Source organism: Mycobacterium sp. UNC410CL29Cvi84 (genome assembly GCF_000686745.1).
Classification (GTDB): domain Bacteria; phylum Actinomycetota; class Actinomycetes; order Mycobacteriales; family Mycobacteriaceae; genus Mycobacterium; species Mycobacterium mucogenicum_B.
Genome location: NZ_JMLM01000010.1, coordinates 149,991 through 176,080, shown reverse-complemented (window position 1 = coordinate 176,080; position 26,090 = coordinate 149,991). Strand labels below are relative to the sequence as shown.

Annotated in this window: 21 protein-coding genes; 16 read left to right on the top strand and 5 right to left on the bottom strand. The window is 69.4% G+C overall.

What is annotated here, in order from left to right:
• Nucleotides 1-3: 3 nt before the first annotated feature.
• From BR47_RS0115700 to BR47_RS0115690, 3 genes are read left to right on the top strand one after another with little or no spacing between them, the layout of a single operon-like run.
• Complete coding sequence (locus BR47_RS0115700) at nucleotides 4-1,752, top strand: ABC transporter substrate-binding protein/permease (RefSeq protein WP_029120091.1); 1,749 nt, start codon at nucleotides 4-6, stop codon at nucleotides 1,750-1,752.
• Entirely contained in the window at nucleotides 1,749-2,486 is a 738-nt protein-coding gene (locus BR47_RS0115695; protein ID WP_029120090.1) for an amino acid ABC transporter ATP-binding protein, read from the top strand. Before BR47_RS0115700 ends, BR47_RS0115695 begins: the two co-directional genes overlap by 4 nt.
• Nucleotides 2,487-2,526: 40 nt before the next feature.
• Nucleotides 2,527-2,991 carry a MarR family winged helix-turn-helix transcriptional regulator gene (locus BR47_RS0115690; protein WP_020099860.1) on the top strand — a complete coding sequence of 155 codons (465 nt, stop codon included), beginning with the start codon at nucleotides 2,527-2,529 and terminating at the stop codon, nucleotides 2,989-2,991.
• 7 nt (nucleotides 2,992-2,998) lie between these two features.
• Here BR47_RS0115690 and ggh read toward each other — a convergent pair whose 3' ends face one another.
• Nucleotides 2,999-4,339, bottom strand: a complete 1,341-nt coding sequence (ggh, locus tag BR47_RS0115685; protein ID WP_020099861.1) for a glucosylglycerate hydrolase — start codon at nucleotides 4,337-4,339, stop codon at nucleotides 2,999-3,001.
• A gap of 54 nt (nucleotides 4,340-4,393) precedes the next feature.
• Here ggh and BR47_RS0115680 point away from each other — a divergent pair, with 54 nt between their 5' ends.
• The 3 genes from BR47_RS0115680 to BR47_RS0115670 are packed head-to-tail and all read left to right on the top strand — an operon-like array spanning nucleotide 4,394 to nucleotide 7,489.
• A complete protein-coding gene (locus BR47_RS0115680) occupies nucleotides 4,394-5,059 on the top strand; it encodes an SDR family oxidoreductase (protein WP_029120089.1) in 666 nt (221 codons plus the stop codon).
• 31 nt (nucleotides 5,060-5,090) lie between these two features.
• Entirely contained in the window at nucleotides 5,091-6,329 is a 1,239-nt protein-coding gene (locus tag BR47_RS0115675; protein WP_029120088.1) for an ATP-binding protein, read from the top strand.
• On the top strand, nucleotides 6,326-7,489 hold the full coding sequence (locus BR47_RS0115670; protein ID WP_029120087.1) for a tetratricopeptide repeat protein: 1,164 nt from the start codon (nucleotides 6,326-6,328) through the stop codon (nucleotides 7,487-7,489). Before BR47_RS0115675 ends, BR47_RS0115670 begins: the two co-directional genes overlap by 4 nt.
• Here BR47_RS0115670 and leuS read toward each other — a convergent pair.
• Nucleotides 7,486-10,368, bottom strand: a complete 2,883-nt coding sequence (leuS, locus tag BR47_RS0115665; protein WP_177127389.1) for a leucine--tRNA ligase — start codon at nucleotides 10,366-10,368, stop codon at nucleotides 7,486-7,488. The two genes, BR47_RS0115670 and leuS, sit on opposite strands and share 4 nt — an antisense overlap.
• Nucleotides 10,369-10,563: 195 nt before the next feature.
• Between leuS and BR47_RS0115660 the strand changes: the two genes are divergently transcribed.
• On the top strand, nucleotides 10,564-11,541 hold the full coding sequence (locus BR47_RS0115660) for an LpqN/LpqT family lipoprotein (RefSeq protein ID WP_029120085.1): 978 nt from the start codon (nucleotides 10,564-10,566) through the stop codon (nucleotides 11,539-11,541).
• 49 nt (nucleotides 11,542-11,590) lie between these two features.
• Nucleotides 11,591-11,947 carry a hypothetical protein gene (locus BR47_RS0115655; protein ID WP_020099867.1) on the top strand — a complete coding sequence of 119 codons (357 nt, stop codon included), beginning with the start codon at nucleotides 11,591-11,593 and terminating at the stop codon, nucleotides 11,945-11,947.
• 9 nt (nucleotides 11,948-11,956) lie between these two features.
• On the opposite strand, the gene BR47_RS0115650 is transcribed toward BR47_RS0115655, so the two are convergent.
• Complete coding sequence (locus tag BR47_RS0115650; RefSeq protein WP_459543691.1) at nucleotides 11,957-12,577, bottom strand: YqgE/AlgH family protein; 621 nt, start codon at nucleotides 12,575-12,577, stop codon at nucleotides 11,957-11,959.
• A gap of 118 nt (nucleotides 12,578-12,695) precedes the next feature.
• On the opposite strand from BR47_RS0115650, the gene BR47_RS0115645 reads away from it, so the two are divergent.
• Nucleotides 12,696-13,985: an MFS transporter gene (locus BR47_RS0115645; RefSeq protein WP_036427407.1), complete on the top strand. Its 1,290-nt coding sequence runs from the start codon at nucleotides 12,696-12,698 to the stop codon at nucleotides 13,983-13,985.
• A gap of 9 nt (nucleotides 13,986-13,994) precedes the next feature.
• The gene (locus BR47_RS0115640) at nucleotides 13,995-14,777 is read left to right on the top strand and encodes a TIGR03084 family metal-binding protein (RefSeq protein ID WP_029120082.1); all 783 of its coding nucleotides are present in this window, start codon (nucleotides 13,995-13,997) and stop codon (nucleotides 14,775-14,777) included.
• An 82-nt stretch (nucleotides 14,778-14,859) separates the two neighbouring features.
• On the opposite strand, the gene BR47_RS0115635 is transcribed toward BR47_RS0115640, so the two are convergent.
• Together BR47_RS0115635 and BR47_RS0115630 are read right to left on the bottom strand one after the other, a co-directional pair.
• Nucleotides 14,860-15,345 (bottom strand): hypothetical protein, encoded by a 486-nt coding sequence (locus BR47_RS0115635; protein WP_020099871.1) that lies wholly within the window; start codon nucleotides 15,343-15,345, stop codon nucleotides 14,860-14,862.
• 18 nt (nucleotides 15,346-15,363) lie between these two features.
• Entirely contained in the window at nucleotides 15,364-16,824 is a 1,461-nt protein-coding gene (locus BR47_RS0115630) for a CCA tRNA nucleotidyltransferase (protein ID WP_020099872.1), read from the bottom strand.
• 123 nt (nucleotides 16,825-16,947) lie between these two features.
• Here BR47_RS0115630 and BR47_RS0115625 point away from each other — a divergent pair, with 123 nt between their 5' ends.
• From BR47_RS0115625 to trxB, 6 genes are all read left to right on the top strand, one after another.
• The gene (locus tag BR47_RS0115625) at nucleotides 16,948-17,733 is read left to right on the top strand and encodes an NUDIX hydrolase (protein WP_020099873.1); all 786 of its coding nucleotides are present in this window, start codon (nucleotides 16,948-16,950) and stop codon (nucleotides 17,731-17,733) included.
• Entirely contained in the window at nucleotides 17,730-20,120 is a 2,391-nt protein-coding gene (locus BR47_RS0115620) for a hypothetical protein (RefSeq protein ID WP_090562781.1), read from the top strand. The genes BR47_RS0115625 and BR47_RS0115620 overlap by 4 nt, the downstream gene beginning before the upstream one ends.
• Nucleotides 20,117-23,503: a murein biosynthesis integral membrane protein MurJ gene (gene murJ / locus BR47_RS0115615; protein WP_036427404.1), complete on the top strand. Its 3,387-nt coding sequence runs from the start codon at nucleotides 20,117-20,119 to the stop codon at nucleotides 23,501-23,503. The genes BR47_RS0115620 and murJ overlap by 4 nt, the downstream gene beginning before the upstream one ends.
• A gap of 96 nt (nucleotides 23,504-23,599) precedes the next feature.
• Nucleotides 23,600-24,151, top strand: a complete 552-nt coding sequence (gene sigM / locus BR47_RS0115610) for an RNA polymerase sigma factor SigM (RefSeq protein WP_029104844.1) — start codon at nucleotides 23,600-23,602, stop codon at nucleotides 24,149-24,151.
• 87 nt (nucleotides 24,152-24,238) lie between these two features.
• On the top strand, nucleotides 24,239-25,000 hold the full coding sequence (locus BR47_RS30645; protein WP_020099877.1) for an RsmA family anti-sigma factor: 762 nt from the start codon (nucleotides 24,239-24,241) through the stop codon (nucleotides 24,998-25,000).
• A 121-nt stretch (nucleotides 25,001-25,121) separates the two neighbouring features.
• Complete coding sequence (gene trxB / locus BR47_RS0115600; RefSeq protein WP_029120079.1) at nucleotides 25,122-26,060, top strand: thioredoxin-disulfide reductase; 939 nt, start codon at nucleotides 25,122-25,124, stop codon at nucleotides 26,058-26,060.
• The last annotated feature ends 30 nt before the right edge of the window (nucleotides 26,061-26,090 follow it).

The following is a 26,090-nucleotide window of genomic DNA, read 5'->3' as shown; positions in this document are numbered from 1 at the left end:
TTCCTGCGTGCGACGGTAGCGATACTGGTAGCACTCCTGGTCGGCTCGCTGAGCGTGGGCGTCCCGGCCCGCGCCACCACGGACCAGTGCGCGCCACCGGGTGTGCAGAGCGCCAGCGCCCTGCCCACCAACCTGGCCACCGCCGCCCAAGGCGACGGCACTGACAAATACACGACACCTGGCACCCAACCGCTTTCGACGGTGCGGCCCGACACCTTGGGGCTGGGCACGCCGGGAGTGCTGACCGTCGGCACGCTGTCCGATGCCCCGCCGAGCATCTGTATCAACTCCAGCGGCCAGTTCACCGGATTCGACAACGAGCTGCTGCGGGCCATCGCCGAGAAGATCGGCCTGCGCGTCAACTTCGTCGGCACCGACTTCGCCGGCCTGCTGGCGCAGGTCGCGTCCCGCCGCTTCGACGTCGGATCGTCATCGATCACCACCACCGACGCCCGGCGGCGCACCGTCGGGTTCACCAATGGCTATGACTTCGGCTACTTTTCGCTCGTCGTGCCGACCGGATCGGCCATCAACGGGTTCGGTGCACTGAAAGCCGGGCAGCGCATCGGCGTCGTGCAGGGCACCGTACAGGAGGCCTACGTCGTCGACACCCTGCACCTGGAACCGGTGAAGTTCCCGGACTACGCGACGGTGTACGCCAACATCAAGACCCGGCAGCTCGACGCCTGGGTGGCGCCGTCGCAGCAGGCCTCCGGCACCGTGCAACCGGGCGACCCGGCGCGCATCGTCGAAAACACCTTCAGCTTGGACAATTTCGTGGCCTACGCGGTCGCCAAGGAGAACAAGCCGCTGATCGACGCCCTCAACGCGGGGCTCGACGCGGTGATCGCCGACGGCACCTGGGCGCGGCTCTACGCCGACTGGGTCCCGCGGGCCCTGCCGCCGGGCTGGAAGCCCGGATCGAAGGCCGCACCCGCACCGCAGCTGCCCGACTTCAACGCCATCGCCGCGTCACATGCGTTAGCAGCCCCGTCGGCCGGTCCCGCGCCGAAATCCACGCTCTCACAACTGAAAGATGCGTTCCTGGACTGGCGGCTGTACCGGCAGGCCATCCCCGATCTGTTCAAGACGGGCCTGCCGAACACGCTGATCCTGACCATCAGCGCGAGCGTCATCGGCCTGATCATCGGCATGGCGCTGGCCATCGCCGGCATCTCCCGGTCGCGCTGGCTGCGGTGGCCGGCCCGGGTGTACACCGACATCTTCCGCGGTCTGCCCGAAGTGGTGATCATCCTGGTGATCGGGCTGGGCATCGGGCCGGTCGTCGGCTCGCTGACGGGAAACAACCCGTACCCCTTGGGAATTGCCGCGCTGGGCCTGATGGCCGGCGCGTACATCGGTGAGATTCTGCGCTCCGGTATCCAGAGTGTGGACGCCGGCCAGCTCGAGGCCTCGCGCGCGCTGGGCTTCGGCTATCCGGCGTCGATGCGCCTGGTGGTGGTGCCGCAGGGGGTGCGCCGGGTGCTGCCGGCGCTGATGAACCAGTTCATCTCGCTGCTGAAGGCGTCGTCGCTGGTGTACTTCCTCGGGTTGATCGCCAGCCAGCGGGAGCTGTTCCAGGTGGGCCGCGACCTCAACGCGCAGACCGGTAACCTGTCTCCGCTGGTCGCCGCCGGCCTGTTCTACCTGGCCCTGACCGTCCCGCTGACCCATCTGGTCAACTACATCGACCGGCGACTGAGCAAGGGCAAGCCCGTCGCAGCCGAGGTCGCGACCCAGGAGATCATATGACCACCCCACAGGCAGTCTCCTTGGCCGCCAAGGATATTCACCTGTCGTTCGACGCCAACACGGTGTTGCGCGGCGTCGACCTCGACGTGCCGGCCGGCACCACGACGGCGGTCATCGGGCCGTCGGGCTCGGGCAAGTCGACGCTGCTGCGCACCCTGAACCGGTTGTACGAACCGGACCGCGGCGACATCCTGCTCGACGGGCGGTCGGTCCTGAAGGACAACCCCGATCAGCTGCGCCAGCGGATCGGCATGGTCTTCCAGCATTTCAACCTGTTCCCGCACCGGACGGTGCTGGAGAACGTCACGCTGGGGCCCCGCAAACTGAAGGGCCTGGACGCCGCGGCGGCCCGCGAACTCGGGCTGCAACTGCTCGAGCGGGTCGGGCTCAAACACAAGGCCGACGTGCGCCCAGCAACCCTGTCCGGTGGGCAACAGCAACGTGTCGCGATCGCCCGCGCGCTCGCCATGAGCCCCCAGGTGATGTTCTTCGACGAGGCCACGTCGGCGCTGGATCCCGAATTGGTCAAGGGCATCCTGGCGCTCATCAGCGAACTCGGGGCGGACGGCATGACCATGGTGGTGGTCACTCACGAGATGGGTTTCGCCCGGTCAGCGGCAGATTCGGTGGTGTTCATGGATGGCGGCCGGGTGATCGAGACCGGAACCCCCGAGCAGATCTTCGAATCCGCGGAAACTCAACGTTTACGTCAATTTCTGGCGCAGGTTGTCTAATGCCGACCAGTATCCGGCATACACGTTAGACTATCGAACTATGTCGTCGACGGAGCCGCAGGTCGCGGACCTTGCAGGAGACCTGCAACAGGTCCTCTCCAAGCTGTTCAACGTGATGCGCCGACGCGTCGAGATCCCGAAGGACGCCGAAGCCGGCGCCGATCTGACCCTGGCGCAGCTGTCCATCCTGCTGACGCTGCTGGATCGTGGCCCCATCCGGATGACGGAACTGGCCGCCCACGAACGCGTCCGCACCCCCACCACCACGGTGGCGATCCGGCGGTTGGAGAAGCTGGGTCTGGTCAAGCGCTCGCGTGACCCATCCGACCTGCGCGCCGTGCTGGTCAATGTGACGCCGCGCGGACTCGTGCAGCACCGTGAGGCCCTCGAGGCCCGCCGGAAGGTGCTGATCGCGATGATGGCCAACCTGACGCCAGAGGACATCGACCACATCGCCAAGGCCCTTGGGCCGCTGGAGAAGCTGACCACCAGCAGCGACGACTAGGTCGGGGTCACCCCAGCCAGTCGAGCACGGCGGCGGCGGTCCACGACTGCTGCATGCTGCCGAGCGGTTCCCCGGTGAACGGTTCGTAGTATTCGGCGAACGTGCCGTCGCTGGCCTGCCGCAAGCCTTCCCGCCGCAGGATCGACGCGCGCTCGGACCAGCCGCGGCGCGCGAAACACCACGAGAACAGCCACGTCATCACCGGCCACACCGGGCCGCGCCAGTACTCGCGCGGACGGAAATCGCGGGACACCGGTGACGTCGACGGGATCAGCGGGTACTTGAGGTCGGGGTGCGCGCAGAACCGCGGCCCCTCCAGCAGGCGCAGCAGCGCCCGTTCACGGTCATGCGGCAGACCGCCGCAGAGCAACGGCGCGAACTGCGCCACCGTCTCACTCGGAATCCACTTGCCGGCCCGCAGGTCGAAGTCCCGCGCCGCGCCGGTGCGCTCGTCGCTGGTCGCCACCACGCCCTGCCGGAACCGCTCGGCCCACGAATAGAGTTCGCGCACATCGGAATTCGGACGTTTGTAGTCCTCACCGATCTCGGCCAGGACCGTGCACGCCACCGACAGGATGGCCGAGACGAAAACGTCTTCGACCTGGAAGCTCATGACCTTCGGCAGCAGCGCGTCGTCGTACCGGACGGACTTCATCTCCTCCAGCAGCCACAGGTACCGGTCGTACTCGACGTCGGACGGACGCTGGCTGGTGTCGGTGATGATCGCGTTGTCCTCACGCTGATACTCGGGCACCGCACCCGGAATCACGTTGGCGTACGCGCTATCCCACCGCGGTGAGTTGTCCATGCCGGACTCCCAGCCGTGGTACAGCGTCACCCGGCCGTGTTCCTGTGGGTCACGCGCCTCGGCCAGCCAGCGGTGCCAGCGCACCAGGTCGTCCCACCGCCGGTCCAGGAACGCCTCGGCGACCACCCGGGTGGAGCGCCCACGGGTCCGGGCGTGATCCAGAATTCGTTGCACCGCAATGGCATGCACGGGCGGCTGGGTGATGCCGGAGGTGTCCCGGTTGCGCGGCGCGTTGACGGCCAGGCTGGAGGTCTCCCACCGCGCCGGCCCCGGGAAGTAGCCGTCGACCCCGTTGGCGAACACGATGTGCGGGATCATGCCGTTGGCCCACTGCGCCGACAGCAGGGTGTCCAGCTCGACGACGGCGCGCTCGACCGTCAGCGAAGCCAGACCGATCGACACGAACGCGGCATCCCAGCTCCACATGTGCGGGTACAGCAACGGCGCGGCCGTCGTCATGACGCCCAGGTCATTACCGCGCAGCAGGTAGGCGGCGCGGGCCGAGAGCTGGGTGGGCGCGAAGCTGTGGTCGGGTGGCATCGCTGTCCATTGTGCGTCGCGGCCCGGGGATTCGCTGATCGGTAGGCTCACGCCATGCCGACCGCAATGATCACGGGCGCTTCCCGGGGCCTCGGAATGGCCATCGCCGAAGCCCTCGCGCCGACCCACACGCTGTTCCTGGCCGGCCGGCCGACGGCCGAACTCGACGCCGTCGCCGAGCGTCTGGGCGCGACCACGTGGCCCATGGACCTCACCGACTACGAGGGCGTCGAGGCGACAGTCGAGCCGATCGTCGAACTCGACGTACTGGTCCACAACGCCGGCGTCGCGTACCCGGGCCGGGTCGGCGAATCCTCGATCGAGGAGTGGCGGGCCACCATGGAAGTGAATGTGCTTGGCGCCGTGGGACTTACGCTGCCGCTGCTGCCGGCATTGCGGGCGGCCCGGGGCCAGGTGATCTTCGTGAACTCCGGCGCCGGACGCAGCCCCTCCCCCGGCCTGGCGTCGTACACGGCCAGCAAGTTCGCGCTGCGGGGTTTCGCCGATGCCCTGCGCACCGACGAACCGGCGCTGCGGGTGACGACGGTGTACCCCGGCCGCATCGACACCGACATGCAGTGGAACCTCGTGGCCTACGAGGGCGGCGACTACGACCCGGCGCGGTTCTTGAAGCCCTCGACCGTCGCGCAGGTGATCGCGCAGATCGTGGCCACCCCGGACGACGCCCACCAGCACGAGGTGATCATTCGCCCCCGCTGAACGTGTCTTCTTTATCGGAGAGGATGGCCACATGGCCGTAGACCCACAAGTGCTCGCCGCGATCGACGGCGCGGTACGTGCCGACCCCGCCAACCGCGCGCTGCGTCTGCACCTCGTCGACCTGCTGCTCGATGACGGCCAACACGCCGCGGCGCTCGGCCACTGCGAAGTGCTGCTCCAGCAGTCTCCCGACGACGCCGATGCCGTTGGGCGAAAGGCCAAGGCGCTCAGTCAGTTCGGGCTGCCACCCGTCGACCCGCCCGCGACGCCGCCGGCGGCTCCACCAGCTCCACCGGCTCCACCGGCTCCGCCAGCTCCCCCGGCCAGTCCGTCGCACGAGCCGGTGTGGGCCACCACCGAGGACGACGACGACGTCATCTCCGCCAGCGACCTCATCGACATCGTGCGGCCCGAGCTGACACTCGCCGACGTGGCAGGGATGGAGGACGTCAAAGAGCGCCTCCGCATGGGTTTCCTCGAACCCATGCGCAACGAGGAACTGCGCCGATCATTCGGACACACGCTGCGGTCCAGCCTGCTCCTGTGGGGGCCTCCGGGCTGCGGCAAGACGTTCCTGGCCAAGTCGCTCGCCGGCGAACTGGGCCTGTACTTCATCCACGTCGGAATCGCCGACGTCCTGGACAAGTGGCTCGGCAACAGCGAGCGCAACATCAAGAACGTTTTCGACGAGGCCCGCCAGCTGCGGCCGACCGTGCTGTTCATCGACGAGCTGGACGCGCTGGGCCACAAGCGCGCACAGACGTCGAGCTACATCCGCAGCATCGTCAACCAGTTGCTCCTCGAGCTGGACGGGGCCGCCAGCGACAACGAAGGGCTCCTGGTACTCGGCGCGACCAACCAGGTCTGGGACATCGACCCGGCCCTGCTGCGCCCGGGACGCTTCGACCGCAAGGTGCTGGTGCTGCCACCCGACCAACCGGCCCGCCAGGCCATCCTCGCCCACCACCTGCGGCGCAGCCCGACCGGCCCACTCGACCTGGCCCGGATCGCCGCCCGCACCGACGGCTATTCCGGGGCCGATCTTGCCGGCTTGTGCCGCCGTGCAGTCGAATTCGCGCTGCACGAGTCGGTGCGGCGGGGTACCACCCAACCGGTGACCCAGAGTCACCTCGAAGCCGCGCTGCGGGATACCCCACCCAGCACCGGGGCGTGGTTCAGCCTGGCCCAGAACTACGTCGCATTCGCCGAGAACCGGGAAGAGTTCGGCGAACTCGAGCAATACCTCCACGGCCGAAAGCGGCGCCGATGACGTCGTCCAACGCTGAAGCCGCCGAGAAGGTGCGGATACTTCTCGAGCTCGACCGCAACAGCGAAGCAGAGCAAGCGGCCATCGAAGCACTGCGCCACGACCCCAACAATCCAACCCTGTTGGGAATGCTGGCCATTGCGATGGAGGCACAGGGCTTTTCCACCGATGCCCGGGGTTGGGCCGAACGGTCGCTGAGCATCGACCCGCGCCAGCCCTGGGTCCTGTCGGTCCATGCGCGCGCCATCCTCAGCGGCGCGGGAAACCCACAGGAGGCTGTTCAATCAGCTTATGCGGCAGCGCAATTGGACCCCAATGACGTCAACTACCGGTACACGCTGACCCGCGCCTATCTGAGGTCGAATCAACGGGCATACGCACAATCAACGGCGGAGTCCATCCGCGCCGTCGCACCCGCTTCGCCGCTGGGACCGCTGGCACAGGCACTCGTCGAGATCGACCGCGTGCGGTTCTACCGCCCGAATCCGGTGTGGGCAGTGCTGATCGTGCTGCTGTCCCGAGGCCTCGCGCTGTTCGTGATGGCCATCATCTGGCTGTTCCACTTCGTGCGACGGCGCGGACCGCTACGTCGCGCGGATGCTCATCTTCTCGAGGGGCTGCGCCTGGACCCCGGCAACCCGCACACCCACGCCGTCGCCGCCGAGGTCGCCCGGATGCGCTTCCGCTATGTGCAATCGGTCGACGCCACACTGGCGCTGGCCGCGATCGACTCCGGCATGGTCGACGCCAACGAACTCGCCCGCGGCATCGCGCGCCGGACATCGATGGTTACGGTTGCCGCGTTCGCGTTCTGGGCAGTGTGGCTGCCATTCCTCAACGCGGCAGGCCACAACATCGCCGCTGTCGTCGGAACAGTGCTGGCGATCGTCGGTGGCGCGGGGGTCATGTGGCTCGACCGTGAGCAGACGAAGCGGCTGCCACCCGGCGTGCTGCGCCTCGTCCGCCGACGCTGGATCCTGCCCGTGACGCTGCTCGCCATCGCGGCGTTGAGCGGCCTGGTGGGCTTCGCCTCGCTCGGCTTTCCCGGTATCGCGGTTCCCACCCTGGTGACCATGACGCTGGCCCTCATCGGCGCGGTCCTGGTGATTTGTGCACGATTTTCCGCGGTCAGCGCGAAAAATCGTGCACAAATCCCTGGTTAGGCGACGATGTTGACCAGCCGGCCGGGCACCACGATGACCTTCTTGGGCGTGGCACCGGCCAGGAAGGCCTGCACCTTCTCGTCGGCGAGGGCCGCGGCTTCCAGCGTGGCCTTGTCGGCATCGGCGGCGACGACGATCTTGCCGCGCACCTTGCCGTTGACCTGGACCGGGTACTCGACGGTGTCGTCGACCAGGTAGCGCTCGTCGGCGACCGGGAACGGGCCGTGCGCCAGCGACTTCTCGCTGCCCAGGCGGCGCCACAACTCCTCGGCCAGGTGCGGCGCGAGTGGCGCGACCATCAGCACCAGCGGTTCGACCGCAGCGCGAGCGGTGACGCCCTCCTTGGTCAGGTGGTTGGTGTACTCGATGAGCTTGGCGGCGGCGGTGTTGTTGCGCAGCGCGGCGTAGTCCTCGTTCACACCGGCGATGGTCTTGTGCAGCTGCTTGAGCGTCTCCTCGGAGACCACGTCGTCGGAAACCCTTGCCTCACCGGTGGTTTCGTCGACGACGACGCGCCACACGCGCTGCAGGAACCGGTGCGCGCCGACGACATCCTTGGTCGCCCAGGGCCGGGATGCCTCCAGCGGGCCCATCGACATCTCGTAGACGCGCAGGGTGTCCGCGCCGTACTCCTCGCAGATCTCGTCGGGCGAGACGGAGTTCTTCAGGCTCTTGCCGATCTTGCCGAACTCCTGGTTGACCTCGATCTCACCGTCCGGGCCCGTCCAGAAGAATTTGCCTTCGCGCTCAACGACTTCCGCCGCCGGCACGTAGGTGCCGCGGGAGTCGGTGTAGGCGAACGCCTGGATGTAGCCCTGGTTGACGAGGCGCCGGTACGGTTCGCGCGACGACACGTGGCCGAGGTCGAACAGCACCTTGTGCCAGAACCGCGAGTACAGCAGGTGCAGGACCGCGTGCTCGACGCCACCGACGTAGAGGTCGACGCCACCGGGATCGCCGGCGCCGTGGATCTCGGGCCGCGGGCCCATCCAGTAGGCCTCGTTCTCCTTGGCGCAGAACGTTTCCGAGTTGTGCGGGTCGGCGTAGCGCAGCTCGTACCAGGAGCTGCCGGCCCACTGCGGCATGACGTTGGTGTCGCGGGTGTAGGACTGCAGGCCGTCGCCCAGATCGAGCTCGACGTGCACCCATTCGGTGGCCTTGTTCAGCGGCGGCGACGGCTCACTGTCGGCATTGTCCGGGTCGAACAGCACCGGCGAGTAGTCGGGTACGTCCGGAAGTTCCACGGGCAGTGCCGAATCCGGCAGCGGGTGGGCACGGCCGTCGGCGTCGTAGACGATCGGGAACGGCTCGCCCCAGTACCGCTGGCGCGCGAAAAGCCAGTCCCGCAACTTGAATTCGACGCGAGCCTGTCCGCGGCCGTCCGCGATCAGCTTCTCGGTGACGGCGGCCTTGGCGTCGGCGACGTTCAGGCCGTCGAGGTAGTCGGAGTTGACCACTGCGCCGTCGCCCGTGTAGGCGGACTCCGAAAGATCGCCGCCGGCAATGACTTCCACGATGGGCAGACCGAACGCCGTCGCGAACTCCCAGTCGCGCTGGTCGTGGCCGGGCACCGCCATGATGGCGCCGGTGCCGTAGCCGGCCAGCACGTAGTCGGCGATGAAGATCGGAACCTGTTGTCCGTTCACCGGATTCGTGGCGTAGGCGCCGGTGAAGACACCGGTCTTGGTCTTGTTCTCCTGGCGCTCCAGGTCGGACTTCGCGGCGATGGCGGCGCGGTATGCGGCGACCGCCTCGGCCGGCGTGGCCTCTCCGTAGGTCCACCGGTCGTCGATGTCGGCGGGCCAGGAACCGGCCAGCAGCGAATCCACCAGATCATGCTCGGGGGCCAACACCAGATAGGTGGCACCGAACAGGGTGTCCGGGCGGGTGGTGAAGACCTCGATGTCGGCGTCCCCCACGGAGAACAGCACCTCCGCACCGACAGAGCGGCCGATCCAGTTGCGCTGCATGGCCTTGACCTTGTCGGGCCAGTCCAGCACGTCCAGGTCCTCGAGCAGGCGGTCGGAGTACGCGGTGATGCGCATCATCCACTGCCGCAACCGCTTCCGGAACACCGGGAAGTTGCCGCGCTCGCTGCGCCCGTCGGAGGTCACCTCTTCGTTGGCCAGCACGGTGCCCAGACCCGGGCACCAGTTGACCATCGAGTCGGAGCGGTACACCAGGCGATAGGAGTCGACGACCTCGGCACGTTCGGCGGCCGTCAGCGCCGACCAGTTCCGGCCGTCATCGAGAGTCCGTGCGCCCGAATCGAATTCGGCGATGAGCTCGGCGACCGGCCGGGCCTTCTGCTGCGCCACGTCGAACCAGGCGTTGTAGATCTGCAGGAAGATCCACTGCGTCCACTTGTAGAAGTCGGTGTCGGTGGTGGCGAAGCTGCGGCGCGAGTCGTGGCCCAGGCCCAACCGTCCCAGCTGCCGCCGGAAGTTGACGATGTTGGCCTCGGTCCGGGTGCGCGGGTGGGTTCCCGTCTGGACCGCGTACTGCTCGGCGGGCAGGCCGAAGGCGTCGAAGCCCAGGGCGTGCAGGACGTTGCGGCCCGTCATGCGGAAGTAGCGCGCGTACACGTCGGTGGCGATGTAGCCGAGCGGGTGCCCGACGTGCAGGCCGTCGCCCGAGGGGTACGGGAACATGTCCTGCACGAACATCTTGTCCGCCGGCACCGGCGCGCCGTCGGAGGGTGCGAGCGAGCCGACGGGATTCGGCACGTTGAAAGTGCCGCGGTCCGTCCACACCTGCTGCCAGTCGGCCTCGATGCGGCCGGCCAGTTCGGCCGTGTAACGGTGCTGCGGGCTGTCGGCGTCGACGGCCACGGCCGCCTCGGGACGCACGCCTGCCAGCGCATTCGGGGAATCGCTCACGTGCACAGGGTAGTCAACACCCCCGGCGCGACCTGCATCACGCCAGCCGATCGGCGTTGGTCTCGGTTCCGTTGCAGTGCGGTCAGAGCACGGTTGCAGGTGCGCGCCGGATCTGGTGGGCACCGCACATACCTACCTACAGTCGGCTCCAGTGCAACGCGTGAGACAGAAGTGAAGCGGAAGGACCGACGCCACATGTTCGAGAACGCCCGCCACTGGCGGCTTCTGGCAGGAGGTGTCGCCGCGGGCCTGGCGGGCGTCGTCGGCTTCGCAGGCAACACCGCATCCGCCGACCCCCTGCCGCCCCAGCCCGTCGTCCCGGCACCCGCGACGGTGACCCAGACGGTCACGGTGCAGGCCGCCCCGGCGCCGGTGGCTGCGGCCCAGCCGGCCGGACCCGCGTTCATCCCCGCAGGTCAGCCCGCCGCCGTACCCCAGCCGGCCACACTTCCCCAGCCCGCGGTGGCGCAGCCGGTCATCGCCCCGGCGCCGCCGCCCACACCCGCCATCGCCCCGGCCGCCTCGGGCACCATCGCCGAGTTCTTCCGCGCCCACAACGTCGCCATGCAGCGGCAGACAGCCGCCGGCTTCACCGCGCTGAACATCGTCCTGCCGGTGCCGCCGGGCTGGGCCGCGGTGCCCGACCCGAACGTGCCCGACGCCTTCGCCGTGATCGCCGACCGCGTCGGCGGCGACGGCCTCTACACCTCGAACGCCGCGCTGCAGGTCTACAAGCTCGTCGGCGACTTCGACCCGCGCGAAGCCATCAGCCACGGCTTCATCGACAGCCAGCAGCAGGTCGCGTGGCGGTCCACCGACGGTTCGATGGCTGATTTCTATGGCATGCCGTCGTCGATCATCGAAGGCACGTACCGCGAGAACAACCTGACGCTGAACACCTCGCGGCGGCACGTAATCGCGACGTCAGGTGCCGACCGCTACCTGGTGACGCTGTCGGTGACCACGAGTGCCCAGGTGACCGTCGCGTCCGGCAACGCCACCGACGCCATCGTCAACGGCTTCAAGATCAGCGCACCGGGTGCACCGGCTGCTGTGCCCGCGCCCGTCGCACCGGCTCCGGCCGCGCCGATGGTCCCGGCACCGGCCGCCGTCGCGCCGCACGCCGCCGGGGCCGTACCGCTCACCGCGTCGATCCCCGGCCTCGGCCGCTGACCGGTCACCGGTTTGGAGCGGCCGCCCGGCCGCCCCTATTCTGAGACGCATGCTGATCGCCGCGGTGCTGTGCCTGTGCGCGGCCGTGGTGACCGCGGGCGTCGGCGCCTGGTCGCTGAGCCGCCCCCCATCGACCGACACCGTGCCGCGCGTGCTGCGCTCGGTGGCACCGATCCAACTCGCGACGGCCGCGATGCTCGCCGCCGGTGGTGCCGTCGCGCTCGTCGCACCGCGCAGCACCGGGGTGATGGTGTTGATGGTCTGCGTCATCGGCGCCGTCGGCACCTTCGCCGCCGGCTGCTACCAGGGCGCCAAGGCCGGGGCCGCCATGATGGCCCGGGAGAACGCGCCCGCCGGTGACGGCTGCGCCGGCAGCTGCGCCAGCTGCACGCTGTCCTGCAGCTGATTTCGCCGGTTAGTTCCGGCTCACATCGATCGGGTGCGTCGCCAGCATCGCCATGGGCATCGGCTGACGGCGTAGCACCCGCGACCACAGATCCACCCGCGGTTCCACGAGGACGTCCGACGGCAGCGCCGACAGGACGATCCAGTCGTCGCGCTCGATCTCACCGTCGAGCTGACCCACCGACCATCCCGAGTAGCCGGCGTAAATCCGCACGCCCTCGACGGCGCCTTCGATGTCCTCGGGGTCGGCGTCCAGGTCGACCATCGCGATGCGGCCCTGCACATGTCGCAGCCCCGGCACCGACGACGCGTCGACGCCGACCTTCATGGTCGCCAGGCACAGCGCGGAATCGCGTTTCACCGGACCGCCGATGAACATCGACTTGGGTTTCTTCGCGAGCTTCGCCCACTGCGGCAGCACGTTGTAGACGGCCGTCTCGCTGGGCCGGTTCAGGACGACGCCGAGCGTGCCACCGGAGTTGTGCTCGACGATGTAGATGACGCTGCGCCGAAACGTCGGCTCCAGCAGGTCGGTGTTGGCGAGCAGCAGTGTCCCCGCCCGAATCCCATGCGAGGCGGGTGCGAAATCGCGGTAATCCTCCGGTTCCTCTGACTGCGCCACGCCCTCCATAATGGCACTTGAGAGCCGTCGCCGTGACCAACGCACACGGCCCGCCGGGATATTTGTACTGTGGAGCGGGTCGCTTCAACCACGCCCGGCACTCTCAAATCAGGACACGAATATCCCAGTGACCGCCCGCCGTCCCCATCACGTCGTCCTGCATGCGGTGCAGGCCCTGCCGGACTTCCGTCGGCTGCTGGAACTGCGTGCGGTCAGCCAGTTCGGCGACGGACTCTTCCAGGCCGGCCTGGTGGGCGGCCTGCTGTTCAGCCCGGAACGCCAGGCCACCCCGCTGGCCATCGCCGGTGCCTTCGCCGCGCTGTACCTGCCGTACTCGCTGCTGGGTCCGTTTGCCGGCGCGTTGCTCGACCGCTGGGACCGCCGGCAGGTGCTCATCGTCGCCAACCTCGGCCGGCTGCTGGTGATGATCTGCGTCGGCGCGCTGCTGGCCAACGCCGCGTCCGATCAGTGGATCCTGTTCGGCGCCTTGATCGTCAACGGCTTCACCCGGTTCGTCTCGTCGGGACTGTCGGCCGCACTGCCGCACGTCGTGCCCACCCAACACGTCGTGTCGATGAACTCGGTGGCCACCGCGTGCGGAGCCGTGTCGGCGTTCGTGGGCGCCAACGTGATGCTCCTGCCCCGCTGGCTGCTGGGCGCGGGCGACACCAGCTCGGCCGTGGTGATCTGGCTGGCGGCGCTGGCCGTCGCGGTGGCGCTGTGGCTGTCGGTGCGGTTCCACCGCCACCTCCTGGGCCCTGACGACAGCGCCCGCGCCGTCCACGGTTCGGTCGCCTACGCCGTCATCACCGGCTGGGTCTACGGACTCCGGTCGGTGGCGAACGTGCCGACCGTGACGGCCACCCTCACCGGTCTGGCGGCCCACCGGATGGTGTTCGGCATCAACACCCTGATGGTGCTGGTGATCGTCCGGCACGGCGGCGGCGAACACGTCGCCGGGTTCGCGGTGACCGTCGTGTTCGTCGCCGCCGCGGGCCTCGGTTCGTTCCTGGGCAACGTCGTCATGCCGGCCGCGGTACGCCGCTGGGGTCGCTACGCAACCGCCAACGGCGCGCTCGCCATCGCGGCGGTGGTTCAGCTCGCCGGCGTCGGCCTGCAGATACCGGTCCTGATCGCCTGCAGTCTGGTGCTGGGCACGGCCGGGCAGGTGGTCAAGTTGTGCGCCGACTCGGCGATGCAGCTCGACGTCGACGACGCCCTGCGTGGGCACGTGTTCGCCGTCCAGGACGCGCTGTTCTGGATGGCGTTCATCGTCGCGATCACGGTATCGGCGGCCGTAATCCCGGACGACGGCAAGTCGTCGGCACTGATGGCCGCCGGCTCCGTCGTCTACCTCGTGGGCATGGCCCTGCACGCGACGCTGGGCAAGCGCAGCAGAACCAGCGGTACCGTCTAGGGTGCTGCCATGGCCCCCAATGCTGCTGCCGGTGTCATCGCCGATCTGCGTGCCGAAAGTGACGACCTGGACCGTCTGGTCGCCGACCTGCCACCCGCCGAGTGGGCCACTGCGACCCCGGCCGAAGGCTGGACCATCGCTCACCAGATCGCGCATCTGTGGTGGACCGACCAGGTGTCGGTGCTGGCGGTGACCGACGAGGAAGCCTTCGCCGCGACGCTCACCGAGGCCTGGAAGAACCCGCTCGGCTTCGTCGACGTGGCGGCCGAAGAACTCGCGCAGACGCCGCCGGCAGAGATGCTGGCGCAGTGGCGCGCCACCCGGACCACGCTGCACGACGCATTGGAAGGTGTTGCCGACGGCCGCAAGCTGCCGTGGTTCGGCCCGCCGATGAGCGCCGCGTCCATGGCGAGCGCGCGGCTGATGGAGACCTGGGCGCACGGCGCTGACGTCGCCGACACGCTCGGGGTCCGGCGTGAGCCGACGGCCCGGCTCAAGTCGATCGCGCACATCGGCGTTCGGACAAGGGATTTCGCGTTCACGCTCCACGAGCTGACCCCGCCGGCCGACGTGTTTCACGTGGAACTTTCCGCCCCCGACGGCTCGGTGTGGACCTGGGGTCCGGACGACTCCGCACAGCGGGTCACCGGCTCGGCCGAGGACTTCTGCCTCCTGGTCACGCAGCGGCGGCCGCTGCGGGAACTCAACGTCAAGGCCGTCGGCGACGACGCGCAGAAGTGGCTGACCATCGCCCAGGCCTTCGCCGGGCCGCCCGGAGCCGGCCGCGACTGAGCTCGCGCCGGCTCACCGAAAGGGACCAAATGGTCGTCACGCGAGGCGACGCACAGCCATTTGGTCCTTCTCGGGGAGTGGACTAACCGCGCGCCACCACGCCCGCCGCGTCGGCCGTACCGTCTCCGTCGGCGTCTGACAGCTGCACATCCCATCGCCCGTCACCGTCGGTGTCCGCGTAGGCCACCGGCCCGGCCAGCACCCGGTCCGCGAGCCCGTTGCCATCGGCATCGATCAGCCGGTCGTCGGCCGCGCCGTCACCGTCGAAGTCGACGACCGCTCCCCCGCTCTGCTCGGTGCCGTCCAGACCGAACCACCGCAGCCCCGAGCCCACCGCCCAGGTACCCGACCCGTCGTCGGTGAACGACCGGCGCGCACCGTCGACATCGATCACGGCATGGTCGGCCCGGCCGTCCCCGTCGAAGTCGGCCAGCGCATCGTCGAACAATCCGTCGCCGTCCACATCGAGCCGCACGCCGTCCAGCGTGCCGTCGCCGTCGGCGTCCACCGCCGGCTCCCCCGGCCACCACGACGCCGACCCGTCCCCGTCACTCAGGCAATAGTCCATACCTGAATGGACGGCTGATCAGCCTCTGGCGTTCCACCATTTCTGCAATTCGGCGACGGCCTCGTCGTGGCTCAGCGGGCCGCGGTCCAGCCGCAGCTCCTTGAGGAACCGCCACGCCTCGCCGACCTGCGGGCCGGCCGGGATGCCGAGCAGCGTCATGATCTCGTTGCCGTCCAGGTCCGGCCGCACCCGGGCCAGATCCTCTTTCGCGGCCAGCTCCTCGATGCGTCGCTCGAGACCGTCGTAGTTGGCCTGCAACCGCGCCGCCCGACGACGGTTGCGGGTCGTGCAGTCCGCGCGCACCAGCTTGTGCAACCGGCTCAGCAGCGGCCCGGCGTCGGTGACGTACCGCCGCACCGCCGAGTCCGTCCACTGGCCGGTGCCCTTGTCGTCGGCGTAGCCGTGGAACCGCAGGTGCAGATACACCAGCTGCGAGACGTCGTCGACCATCTGCTTGGAGTACTTCAGCGCACGCATGCGCTTGCGCGTCATCTTGGCGCCGACCACCTCGTGGTGGTGGAAGCTGACGCCGCCGTCGGGCTCGTGGCGGCGGGTGTCGGGCTTGCCGATGTCGTGCAGCAGCGCGGCCCAGCGCAGCACCAGATCCGGGCCCTCGTCCTCGAGGTCGATCGCCTGCCGCAGCACCGTCAGCGAGTGGTGGTATACGTCCTTGTGCTGGTGGTGTTCGTCGATCGCCATCCGCATCGCACCGACCTCGGGCAGCACGACATCGCCCAGTCCGGTCTGCACCATCAAATCCACGCCGGCCATGGGATCGGCGCCGAGCATCAGCTTGTCGAGCTCGGCGGCCACGCGCTCGGCGGTGATCCGGCCCAGCTGCGGCGCCATCTCGAGCAGGGCCTCGAGCACGCGCGGCGCCACCGAGAACCCCAGCTGTGAGACGAAGCGGGCCGCCCGCAACATCCGCAGCGGATCGTCACCGAACGACACCTGCGGCGCCGACGGGGTGTCGAGCACCTTGTCGGCGAGTGCGGCGAGCCCACCGAGTGGATCGTGGAACTCACCGATGCCGCCGGGCAGGTCCGGGTTGATCCGGACTGCCATGGCGTTCACGGTGAAGTCCCGGCGCACCAGGTCGTCCTCGAGCCGGTCGCCGAACACCACCTCGGGGTTGCGGGACACCTGGTCGTAGCTGTCGGCGCGGAAGGTGGTGATCTCGATGCGCTGCCCATACTTGGCCGCCCCGATGGTCCCGAATTCGATCCCGGTGTCCCACAACGCTTCTGCCCAGCCGCGCAGCATCTTCTGCAACTCGGCCGGACGGGCGTCGGTGGTGAAGTCCAGGTCGTTCAGCTCACGGCCCAGCAGCGCGTCGCGCACACTGCCGCCCACCAGGTACAGGTCGTGACCCGCGGCGGCGAATACCCGCCCCAGGTCTACGAGCAAACCCGCATGCTTGTTCAGTGCGACCGCGGCAGCGGTCAGCAACGCGGCATCGGTACTTGCTTCGTTCGGCACGTCCGATGAGCCTAATGCGCCCACCCCGCGGTTTGGTACCGACCATCGCGGCACGGTCACAACTGGGCCACTGACCGGCGAGTGGGGACAGGGCGCCCAACCTGAGCAGCTACTATCGCTTGGGTGTCGGAAGGCGAGCGTGCCAAACCACGACGACGCCGCGGGCGACGTCGCGGTCGACGCTCGGCAGGTCCGCCCAGCGACAACACCCAGGCCACCGACACCGATTCGGCAGCCGCGCCCCGCAACGGCACCGCACAAGCAGTCCCGGCGGCGGCTCCCGCCACCCCGGCTGCCCGCAAGTCGAACAACGACCGGCTGCGCACCGTCCACGAAACATCGGCCGGCGGGCTGGTGATCGACGGCCTCGACGGCCCCAAGGACACCCAGAAGGCGGCCCTCATCGGCCGCATCGACCGTCGTGGCCGCATGCTGTGGTCACTGCCCAAGGGGCACATCGAACTCGGCGAGACGGCCGAACAGACCGCCATCCGTGAGGTCGCCGAGGAGACCGGGCTGCAGGGCAGCGTGCTGGCCGCGCTCGGCAGCATCGACTACTGGTTCGTGACCGAGGGTCGGCGCGTGCACAAGACAGTGCACCATTACCTGATGCGATTCCTGGGCGGTGAACTCTCCGACGACGACGTCGAGGTCACCGAAGTGGCGTGGGTGCCGCTTCGGGAGCTGCCGTCCCGCCTGGCCTACGCCGACGAGCGCAAGCTCGCCGAGGTGGCCGGCGAACTGATCGACAAACTGCACACCGATGGACCGGGCGCCCTGCCGCCGCTGCCGCGCACCGCGCCGCGCCGCCGCCCACAGACCCATTCCCGCACGCGGAACCATCGCACCGACGACTCCGCCCATACCCAACCCGGCCGCCGCGCGAACGGCTGCGGACCCGGGTCGTGAAGGTCAGGTTGGCGGCCTCGACAGTTCTCCTGCGCGTCCTGGCAGTCACCGCCCTGTTGCTGTTGCTCACCGCCCCGATCACGCCGCAATCGTCGGCAGGCGAACCGGGCGGGGCGACGTTCCTGCAGCTGCGCATCGACCACGTCACTCCCGACGTCGTCACCACCACCAGTGAGCCGGTGGTGACGGTCAGCGGCACCGTCACCAATGTCGGTGACCGCCCGGTGCACGACGTCATGGTGCGCCTCGAGCACGCGGCCGCGGTGACGTCGTCGTCCGGGCTGCGGACGACGCTGGCCGGGGAGCCGACGGACTTCTCCGCCGTCGGCGACTTCACCACGGTGTCGCAGGATCTGGCGCGGGGACAGAGTGTGCCGTTCCGACTGGCGTATCCGGTGCGGTCGGCCGAGCATCCCGCCCTGGGCATCGACCATCCCGGTGTGTACCCGCTGCTCGTCAACGTCAACGGCACCCCCGACTACGGGTCGGCCGCCCGGCTCGACGACGCCCGCTTCCTCCTGCCGGTGCTCGGTGTGCCGGCCACCCCGGCCGCTGCGGGCAGCGGCAGTGGCCAGCAGCCGATCGACGCCGTCGTACCACCCGACACGGCACGCCCTGTCGCGCTGACCCTGCTGTGGCCGCTCGCCGACCGTCCGCACCTGGCGGCCGGCATCCCCGGACGCACCGAACCGGCGCGCCTCGCCGACGACGACCTCGCCACGTCCCTGGCCAACGGCGGCCGCCTCGACACCCTGCTGGCCGCGGCGGACTTCGCCACCAACGACCAGGTGGATCCCGGCGGCCTCATGCGGGGAGCCATGTGCCTGGCCGTCGACCCCGACCTGCTGATCACCGTCAACGCGATGAGCGGCGGCTACGTCGTGACCGACGACCCGGAGGCTGGCCTCAACTCGCCCACCCACCCGGGCACCGGCCAGCAGGCCGCGACCGAGTGGCTCAACAGGCTGCGGCAGCTCGCCCAACGGGTGTGTGTCACCCCGACGGTGTACGCCCAGGCCGACCTGCGCGCGCTGCAGCGCGTGGGCGACGCCGCCCTGAACACCACCGCCACCACCGATGCCGGGCCCATCGTCAACCAGCTGCTCGGCATCCAGTCCCTGCGCGGCGCGACGGTCGTCGGTGACGGCCCGCTCACGGGCCCGGCGGTACGGCTGCTGTCGGCGCAGCCCGAACCGACCGTCGCGATCGCCGCGGCGCCCATCACCGCCGACGACGCCGCGAATCCCGCCGACACCGCGCCCGTCCGCTACAGCGACAAAGTGACCGTGGCGCCGTTCGACCCGTGCGTCGCCGCGGCCCTGGCCGGCGCGGGCCGCACCCCGATCTCACCCGGGTACCTGGACACCTCGCTGCGGGTACCGCTCAACCACGACTCGCAGGTGGCGCGGCGCCAGGACGCCATCGCCTCGGTGCTGTGGCGTGGCCTGCAGCCCGACGCGCAACCGCGAAACCAGATCCTGATGCCGCCGCTGGCGTGGGACGTGACGCCCGACGACGCCCAGGCGATCCTGACGTCGGTCGCCACGGCGATCCACTCCGGCCTGGCCGTCGCCCGCCCGATGCCCGCGGTGATCGCCGACGCGCAGGCACTGCCGCCGACGCAGTCGGCCACCCCGCCGGACAACGGCACCGGCAACCCCAAGGCCCGCTACGGAGACGGCATCACCAGCCAGATCTCGACCACCATGGAACGGATCTGGGGCCTGACCGCCGCGCTCACCGTCAACACCCAGACGGGGCTGACGGGCGACCAGTACACGGCGCCGCTGCGGGAGGACATGCTGCGGGCGCTGACGCAGTCGGTACCGCCGACCGTCCGCGAAGCCCTGGCCCAGGAGCGCGTCAGCACCACGCAGCGCACGATGGACGACCTGTTCCACGGCGTCACCGTCGTCAACCCCGGCGGCTCGTACACGCTGGCCACCGAACGCAGTCCCCTCCCCCTGGCCCTGCGCAACGACCTGCCGGTGCCGATCCGGGTACGGCTGGTCATCGACGCGCCACCGGGCATGACCGTCACCGACATGGGTGAGATCGAACTGCCGCCGGGCTACCTGCCGCTGCGGGTACCGATCGAGGTGCATTTCACCCAGCGCGTCGCGGTCGATGTCTCCCTGCGCACGGTCAACGGTCTGACGCTCGGCGAGCCGGTCCGGCTGTCGGTGCATTCCAACGCCTACGGCAAGGTGCTGTTCTTCATCACGCTGTCCGCCGGCGCGGTGCTGTTCCTGCTGGCCGGCCGGCGGCTGTGGCACCGGTTCCGCGGGCAGCCCGACCGCGCCGATCTGGACCGCCCGCACCACAGCCGGCCCATCCGGCCCGATCCACTCGACACCGCCATCGCCCACGCCCCGGAGGACTCATGAGCGCGCCGCGCAGTCCCCGGCCTCAGGCACCCCGGGCACCCCAGGCACCGCCCCGGCGGGCCGAGCTGTCCGACGCCGCCGTCGTCTCCCGGTCCTGGGGCATGGCCTTCGCCACGCTGGTCAGCCGTATCACCGGGTTCCTGCGGATCGTGCTGCTCGCCGCGATTCTCGGTGCGGCCCTGTCGAGTTCGTTCACCGTCGCCAACCAGCTGCCGAACATGGTGGCGGCCCTGGTGCTGGAGGCGACGTTCACCGCGATCTTCGTGCCGGTGCTGGCGCGGGCCGAACGGGACGACGCCGACGGTGGTGCCGCGTTCGTGCGGCGGCTGGTCACGTTGGCCACCGCGCTACTGCTGCTGACGACGGTGCTGTCGGTCGCGGCGGCACCGCTGCTGGTGCGGCTGATGCTGGGCAGTGACCCGCAGGTCAACGAGCCACTCACCACCGCCTTCGCGTATCTGCTGCTGCCCCAGATCATCTTCTACGGGTTGACCGCGGTCTACATGGCAATCCTGAACAACCGCAACGTGTTCGGGCCGCCCGCGTGGGCGCCGGTGCTCAACAACGTGGTCGCGATCATCACGCTCGGCGTGTATGTGCTTGTCCCGGGCGAACTCTCGATCGATCCCGTCGAGATGGGCAACGCCAAGCTGCTGGTGCTCGGCATCGGCACCACACTCGGCGTCGTGGCCCAGGCCGGGATCCTGCTGTACTCCCTGCGCCAACACCGCGTCGACCTGCGGCCGCTGTGGGGCATCGACGACCGGCTCAAGAAGTTCGGCACCATGGCCGTCGCCATGATGCTGTACGTCCTGATCAGCCAGATCGGACTGATCGTCGGCAACGAGATCGCCAGCCACGCAGCCGCTTCCGGCCCGGCGATCTACAACTACGCCTGGCTGCTGCTGCAGTTGCCGTTCGGCATGATCGGCGTGACGGTGCTGACCGTCGTGATGCCCCGCCTGTCCCGCAACGCCGCCGCGAACGACAACCCCGCGGTGCTCGCCGACTTCTCGCTGGCCACCCGGCTGACCATGGTGACGCTCATCCCGATCGTCGCCTTCATGACCGTCGGCGGTCCCGCCATCGGCAGCGCCCTGTTCGCGTACGGCAACTTCGGGGCCACCGACGCCGGCTATCTCGGCATGGCCATCACGCTGTCGGCGTTCACCCTGATCCCATATTCCATGCTGCTGCTGGAACTCCGGGTGTTCTACGCCCGCGAACAGCCCTGGATCCCGATCGTCCTGATCGTCGTGATCACCGTGGTGAAAATCGCCGGCTCGCTCATCGCGCCCCACCTGACCGACGATCGGGAACTCGTGGCCGGCTATCTCGGCATGGCCAACGGCCTGGGCTTCCTGGCCGGTGCGACCGTCGGCTACGTGTTGCTGCGGTCGGCGCTACGGCCGCCGCGCGGCCGGATGATCGAGCTGCCGGTGATCCGGACCATCCTGGTGACCGTCTGCGCCTCACTGGGATCGGGGCTGCTCGCCTATCTCGCCGACAAACTGCTGGGGTTCGACCGGCTGACCGAGCACGGCGGCGCCGCCGGATCGTTGCTGCGCCTGGTTCTGCTCGGCGTGATCATGCTCCCGGTGATCGTGACGGTGCTGGTGGCCGCCAAGGTGCCCGACGCGCTGGCCGCAGTGGCTTTCGTGAAGCGCCGGCTGGGCCGCGGCGGCCCCGCACCGACCCCCGCAGTCCAGGTCAGGTCGGCTGTACCGGACTCCGGACGAACCTCGGTCCCGTACCCTGGACACGGCATTTCATCACCGGTACCACCGCGGCCCGGCGCGTCCGCCACTGGCGGGGCATACCGGGGAAGTGGTACCACGGGCGGGCTTCGGAAAGGATTTGCGGTGACCGACGCACCCGCGGACCAGGGATCCGCCCCCATCTCGGATACGTCGGGCGGCAGCGACGATGTCGCCTTGCGGGCCGGCGCGGTCGTCGCCGACGGCCGCTACCGTCTGCTCGTCTTCCACGGCGGTCCCCCGGATCTGCAGTTCTGGCACGCCCTCGACATCGCGCTCGACCGCCAGGTCGCGCTCACGTTCATCGACCATGACGGCGAGCTGCCGCAGTCGATGGTCCAGGAAATCCTCACCCGGACAAGCAAACTGAGCCACATCGAGGGACCCGGCCTGGCCCGGATCCTGGATGTCACCCGGCTCGGCCACGGCGGCCTGGTGGTCAGCGAATGGATCCGCGGCGGTTCGCTCGCCGAGGTCGCCGCGACGGAACCGTCCCCGATGGGCGGCGCCCGTGCCATCCAGTCCCTGGCGTCGACGGCCGAATCCGCGCACCGGGCCGGCGTCGCGTTGTCGATCGATCACCCCGGCCGAATCCGGGTCAGCATCGAGGGCGACGTAGTGCTCGCCTTCCCCGGCACGCTGCCGTCGGCCACCCCTGAGGACGACATCCGCGGCGTCGGCGCGACGCTGTACGCGCTGCTGGTCAACCGGTGGCCGCTGCCCGAGTCCGGCGCGCTCAGCGGCATGCTGCCCGCGACGCAGAACAGCGCGGGCCAGCCCGTCGAACCCCGCGCGGTCGACGGGACCATCCCCTTCCAGATCTCCGCCGCAGCCGCCCGCGCCGTGCAGGAAGGTGGCGGAATCCGTTCGGCCCCAACGCTGTTGAACCTGCTGCAGCAGGCCACCACGGTCGCGGACACCACGGAACTGCTCGAGCCCGTCGACAGCTCGCAGGGCCCGGACTCCGAGGACGCGGCGGAACTCGAAGCGGCCGCCAAGCGGCGCAAGGCATTGCTCATCGGGGTGGGTGTCGGTGGTGCCATCCTGCTTGTGGCGCTGCTGGTGCTGGCGTCGGTGCTCAAGGGCATCTTCGGCGACGTCGGCGGCGGCCTGGACAAGCAGCAGCTCGGCCTCAACAGCCAGCGCCCGACCACGAGCGGTGCGCCGACGCCCGGCAGTGTGGTGAAACCCGTTGGTGTGACCGTGTTTTCGCCCGGCGGTGGCGCGGACTCCCCGGAGACCGCGGGCAAGGCCATCACCGGCGCCTCGGGTGATGCCTGGTCGACCGATGTCTACACCGACCCCACACCGTTCCCCGGGTTCAAGAGCGGCGTCGGCCTCATGCTGAACCTGCCCCAGGCGACCACGGTCGCGTCGGTGAGCCTGAACCTGACCAGTACCGGTACCGCGATCCAGATTCGGTCGGCGCAATCCGCCAACCCGTCCTCGCTGGATGCCACGACGGTGCTGACGCAGCCGGCGACCATGAAGACGGGCTCGAACACCATCACGATCAGCAACGCGCAGCCGACGCAGCATCTGCTGATCTGGATCTCCACGCTGGGGACCGTCGACGGCAAGAGCAAGACCGACATCTCCAACGTCGTCGTGAAGGCCGCCGCGTAAGTTATCCACAGGCCTGGACAGGCTATCTGTGCAGATCAGGACAATGACGGCCAATTCGCGTCGGGTGCGTTCCCGGACCCGATTTATGGTTCGGAAGTGGGGAGTTTCGGGGGGCCACAGTCGGACGCGTCAGACGCAGAATTGCTCGCGGCACACATCGCCGGTGAGCGGTACGCGTTCGAGGAGCTGTTCCATCGACACCGCCACCAGCTGTACCGGCTCGCCCGCCTGACGAGCCACGACCCGCAGGATGCTCTGGACGCCCTGCAGGACGCGCTGTTCAAAGCCCACCGGCACGCCCCGCGGTTCCGCCACGACAGTTCGGTGCGCAGCTGGCTGTGCCGCATCGTGGTCAACTCGTGCCTGGACCGGTTGCGTCACAACAAGTTTCGACGTGCCGAAGAGCTCAGCGACGCCACCTGCCAGACCGCGGACCCCGCACACCGGATCGAGACCACCATCGTCATCGAGCGGGCGCTGCTGCGACTGCCGGTCGAACAGCGGGCGGCGGTGGTCGCCGTCGACATGCAGGGCTATTCGGTCGCCGAGACCGCGGCGATGCTGGGTATCGCCGAGGGCACTGTGAAGAGCCGCTGCGCGCGGGCGCGCGCGAAACTCGCCCAGTCGCTCGCCCATCTCGTCGACTGACGGGGACCGGTCACGTGACGTTTTCGCGCCGTGCACCCGGGACGGCGTACCGCGGGTCTGTGCGGCGACCGGATTAGGCTTCGGCAGGTGGACGACGACCAGGCCGACGAGTCCGTCTCCCTCGAGCTACTGGCCGACCTACAGGCCGGGCTGCTCGACGACGCCACAGCGGCCGAACTGCGCCGGCGCATCCGCGACGATCCGGCGCTCGCACGTCGGTACGCCGCGCTCGAACAGGTCCGCCGCGACGTCCACGACCTGGCGGAGGACACCACCGCGAGCGACCTTCCCGCCGAAGCCACCGCCCGCATCGGGTCCGCCCTGCGCGCTGCCGGCCCCGGGCCGCGCCACACCGTCGTCCCCGGCCGCTCGGCCGGCCACGGCGCACGTACGGTGCGGCCCGCCGTCGTCGCGGGTGCCGTCGCCGGGCTCGTCGCGGTCGGCATCGGCGCTGTCGTGGTGTTCACCGGGTCCGACGAACCAGCCCGGACCTCCGCCGGCCCCAAGGCCGCGTCACTGACCGTCCAGCGCCAGGCCGGGATGCCCTGGCCGGACCGGCAGATTCTGAGTCTGCGGAACCGGCCGCCCGAGCTGGGGGCCCTCGCCGCACCGGATCGCCTGCGGTCCTGTCTGGCGGGGCTCGGTTACTCCCCCACCACGTCGGTGCTCGGCGCCGCCACCCTGACCATGCGCGACCGCGCCCAGGTGCTCCTGCTGCTCCCCAAGGCCGACGACGGCGCTGTGATGGCCCTGGTGGTGTCTCCCGGCTGCAATTCGAGCGACGCCGGCCTGGCCGCCGACGCCGTCATCTCCGATGCTCCGGACCCGCCGACGCAATCGCGCCGCTGACCGCCCCGGAGCCCGCCCAACGGCCGGGAACACCGGCACTTACCCTGGTGTTATAGGCGTACCGACTCTGGCAGCAGGCCGACCAGGTATGAGCCTGACCAGAGCCAGATGAAAGGCGGCCATGACCACCCAAGACACCGTGCACGACGTGATCATCATCGGCTCCGGGCCGGCCGGCTACACCGCTGCGGTGTACACGGCTCGCGCCCAGCTCAAGCCGCTGGTTTTCGAGGGTGTCCAGTTCGGTGGTGCGTTGATGACCACCACTGAGGTGGAGAACTACCCGGGCTTCAAGGAAGGCATCACCGGCCCCGAGCTCATGGAGGAGATGCGCGAGCAGGCGCTGCGGTTCGGCGCCGACCTGCGCATGGAGGACGTCGAGGCGGTATCCCTCGACGGACCCGTCAAGACCGTCACGGTCGACGGCGAGACCTACCAGGCCCGCGCCGTCATCCTCGCGATGGGTGCCGCTGCCCGCCACCTCGGTGTGCCGGGCGAGCAGGAGCTGATCGGCCAGGGCGTGAGCACCTGCGCCACCTGTGACGGTTTCTTCTTCCGCGACCAGGACATCGCGGTCATCGGCGGCGGCGACTCCGCCATGGAGGAGGCGACGTTCCTGACGCGCTTCGCCCGCTCGGTGACGCTGATCCACCGCCGGGACGAGTTCCGCGCCTCGCGGATCATGCTGGAGCGCGCCCAGGCCAACGAGAAGATCACGTTCGTCACCAACACCGAAGTTGTTGCGGTGGAAGGTGATTCGAAGGTCAGCGGGCTGCTGCTGCGCAGCACCGTCACCGGCGAGGAGAGCAAGCTCCCGGTCACCGGCGTGTTCGTCGCCATCGGCCATGACCCGCGGTCTGGGCTGGTGCGCGGTCTCGTCGATCTCGACGACGAGGGCTACGTGCAGGTGCAGGGCCGCACCACCAACACGTCGCTCGACGGCGTGTTCGCCGCCGGCGATCTGGTCGACCACACCTACCGGCAGGCCATCACCGCGGCCGGCAGCGGCTGTGCGGCGGCCATCGACGCCGAGCGCTGGCTCGCCGAGCACCACGGCTGATCGTCCTTCCCCCACAGAGTTCACCCGAGA

Bases quoted from the DNA above. Each gene is read 5' to 3' on its own strand.
- BR47_RS0115695 (WP_029120090.1), top strand. From the start codon at position 1,749: ATGACCACCCCACAGGCAGTCTCCTTGGCCGCCAAGGATATTCACCTG.
- BR47_RS0115690 (WP_020099860.1), top strand. From the start codon at position 2,527: ATGTCGTCGACGGAGCCGCAGGTCGCGGACCTTGCAGGAGACCTGCAA.
- ggh (WP_020099861.1), bottom strand. From the start codon at position 4,339: ATGCCACCCGACCACAGCTTCGCGCCCACCCAGCTCTCGGCCCGCGCC.
- BR47_RS0115680 (WP_029120089.1), top strand. From the start codon at position 4,394: ATGCCGACCGCAATGATCACGGGCGCTTCCCGGGGCCTCGGAATGGCC.
- BR47_RS0115675 (WP_029120088.1), top strand. From the start codon at position 5,091: ATGGCCGTAGACCCACAAGTGCTCGCCGCGATCGACGGCGCGGTACGT.
- BR47_RS0115670 (WP_029120087.1), top strand. From the start codon at position 6,326: ATGACGTCGTCCAACGCTGAAGCCGCCGAGAAGGTGCGGATACTTCTC.
- BR47_RS0115660 (WP_029120085.1), top strand. From the start codon at position 10,564: ATGTTCGAGAACGCCCGCCACTGGCGGCTTCTGGCAGGAGGTGTCGCC.
- BR47_RS0115655 (WP_020099867.1), top strand. From the start codon at position 11,591: ATGCTGATCGCCGCGGTGCTGTGCCTGTGCGCGGCCGTGGTGACCGCG.
- BR47_RS0115650 (WP_459543691.1), bottom strand. From the start codon at position 12,577: ATGGAGGGCGTGGCGCAGTCAGAGGAACCGGAGGATTACCGCGATTTC.
- BR47_RS0115640 (WP_029120082.1), top strand. From the start codon at position 13,995: ATGGCCCCCAATGCTGCTGCCGGTGTCATCGCCGATCTGCGTGCCGAA.
- BR47_RS0115635 (WP_020099871.1), bottom strand. From the start codon at position 15,345: ATGGACTATTGCCTGAGTGACGGGGACGGGTCGGCGTCGTGGTGGCCG.
- murJ (WP_036427404.1), top strand. From the start codon at position 20,117: ATGAGCGCGCCGCGCAGTCCCCGGCCTCAGGCACCCCGGGCACCCCAG.
- trxB (WP_029120079.1), top strand. From the start codon at position 25,122: ATGACCACCCAAGACACCGTGCACGACGTGATCATCATCGGCTCCGGG.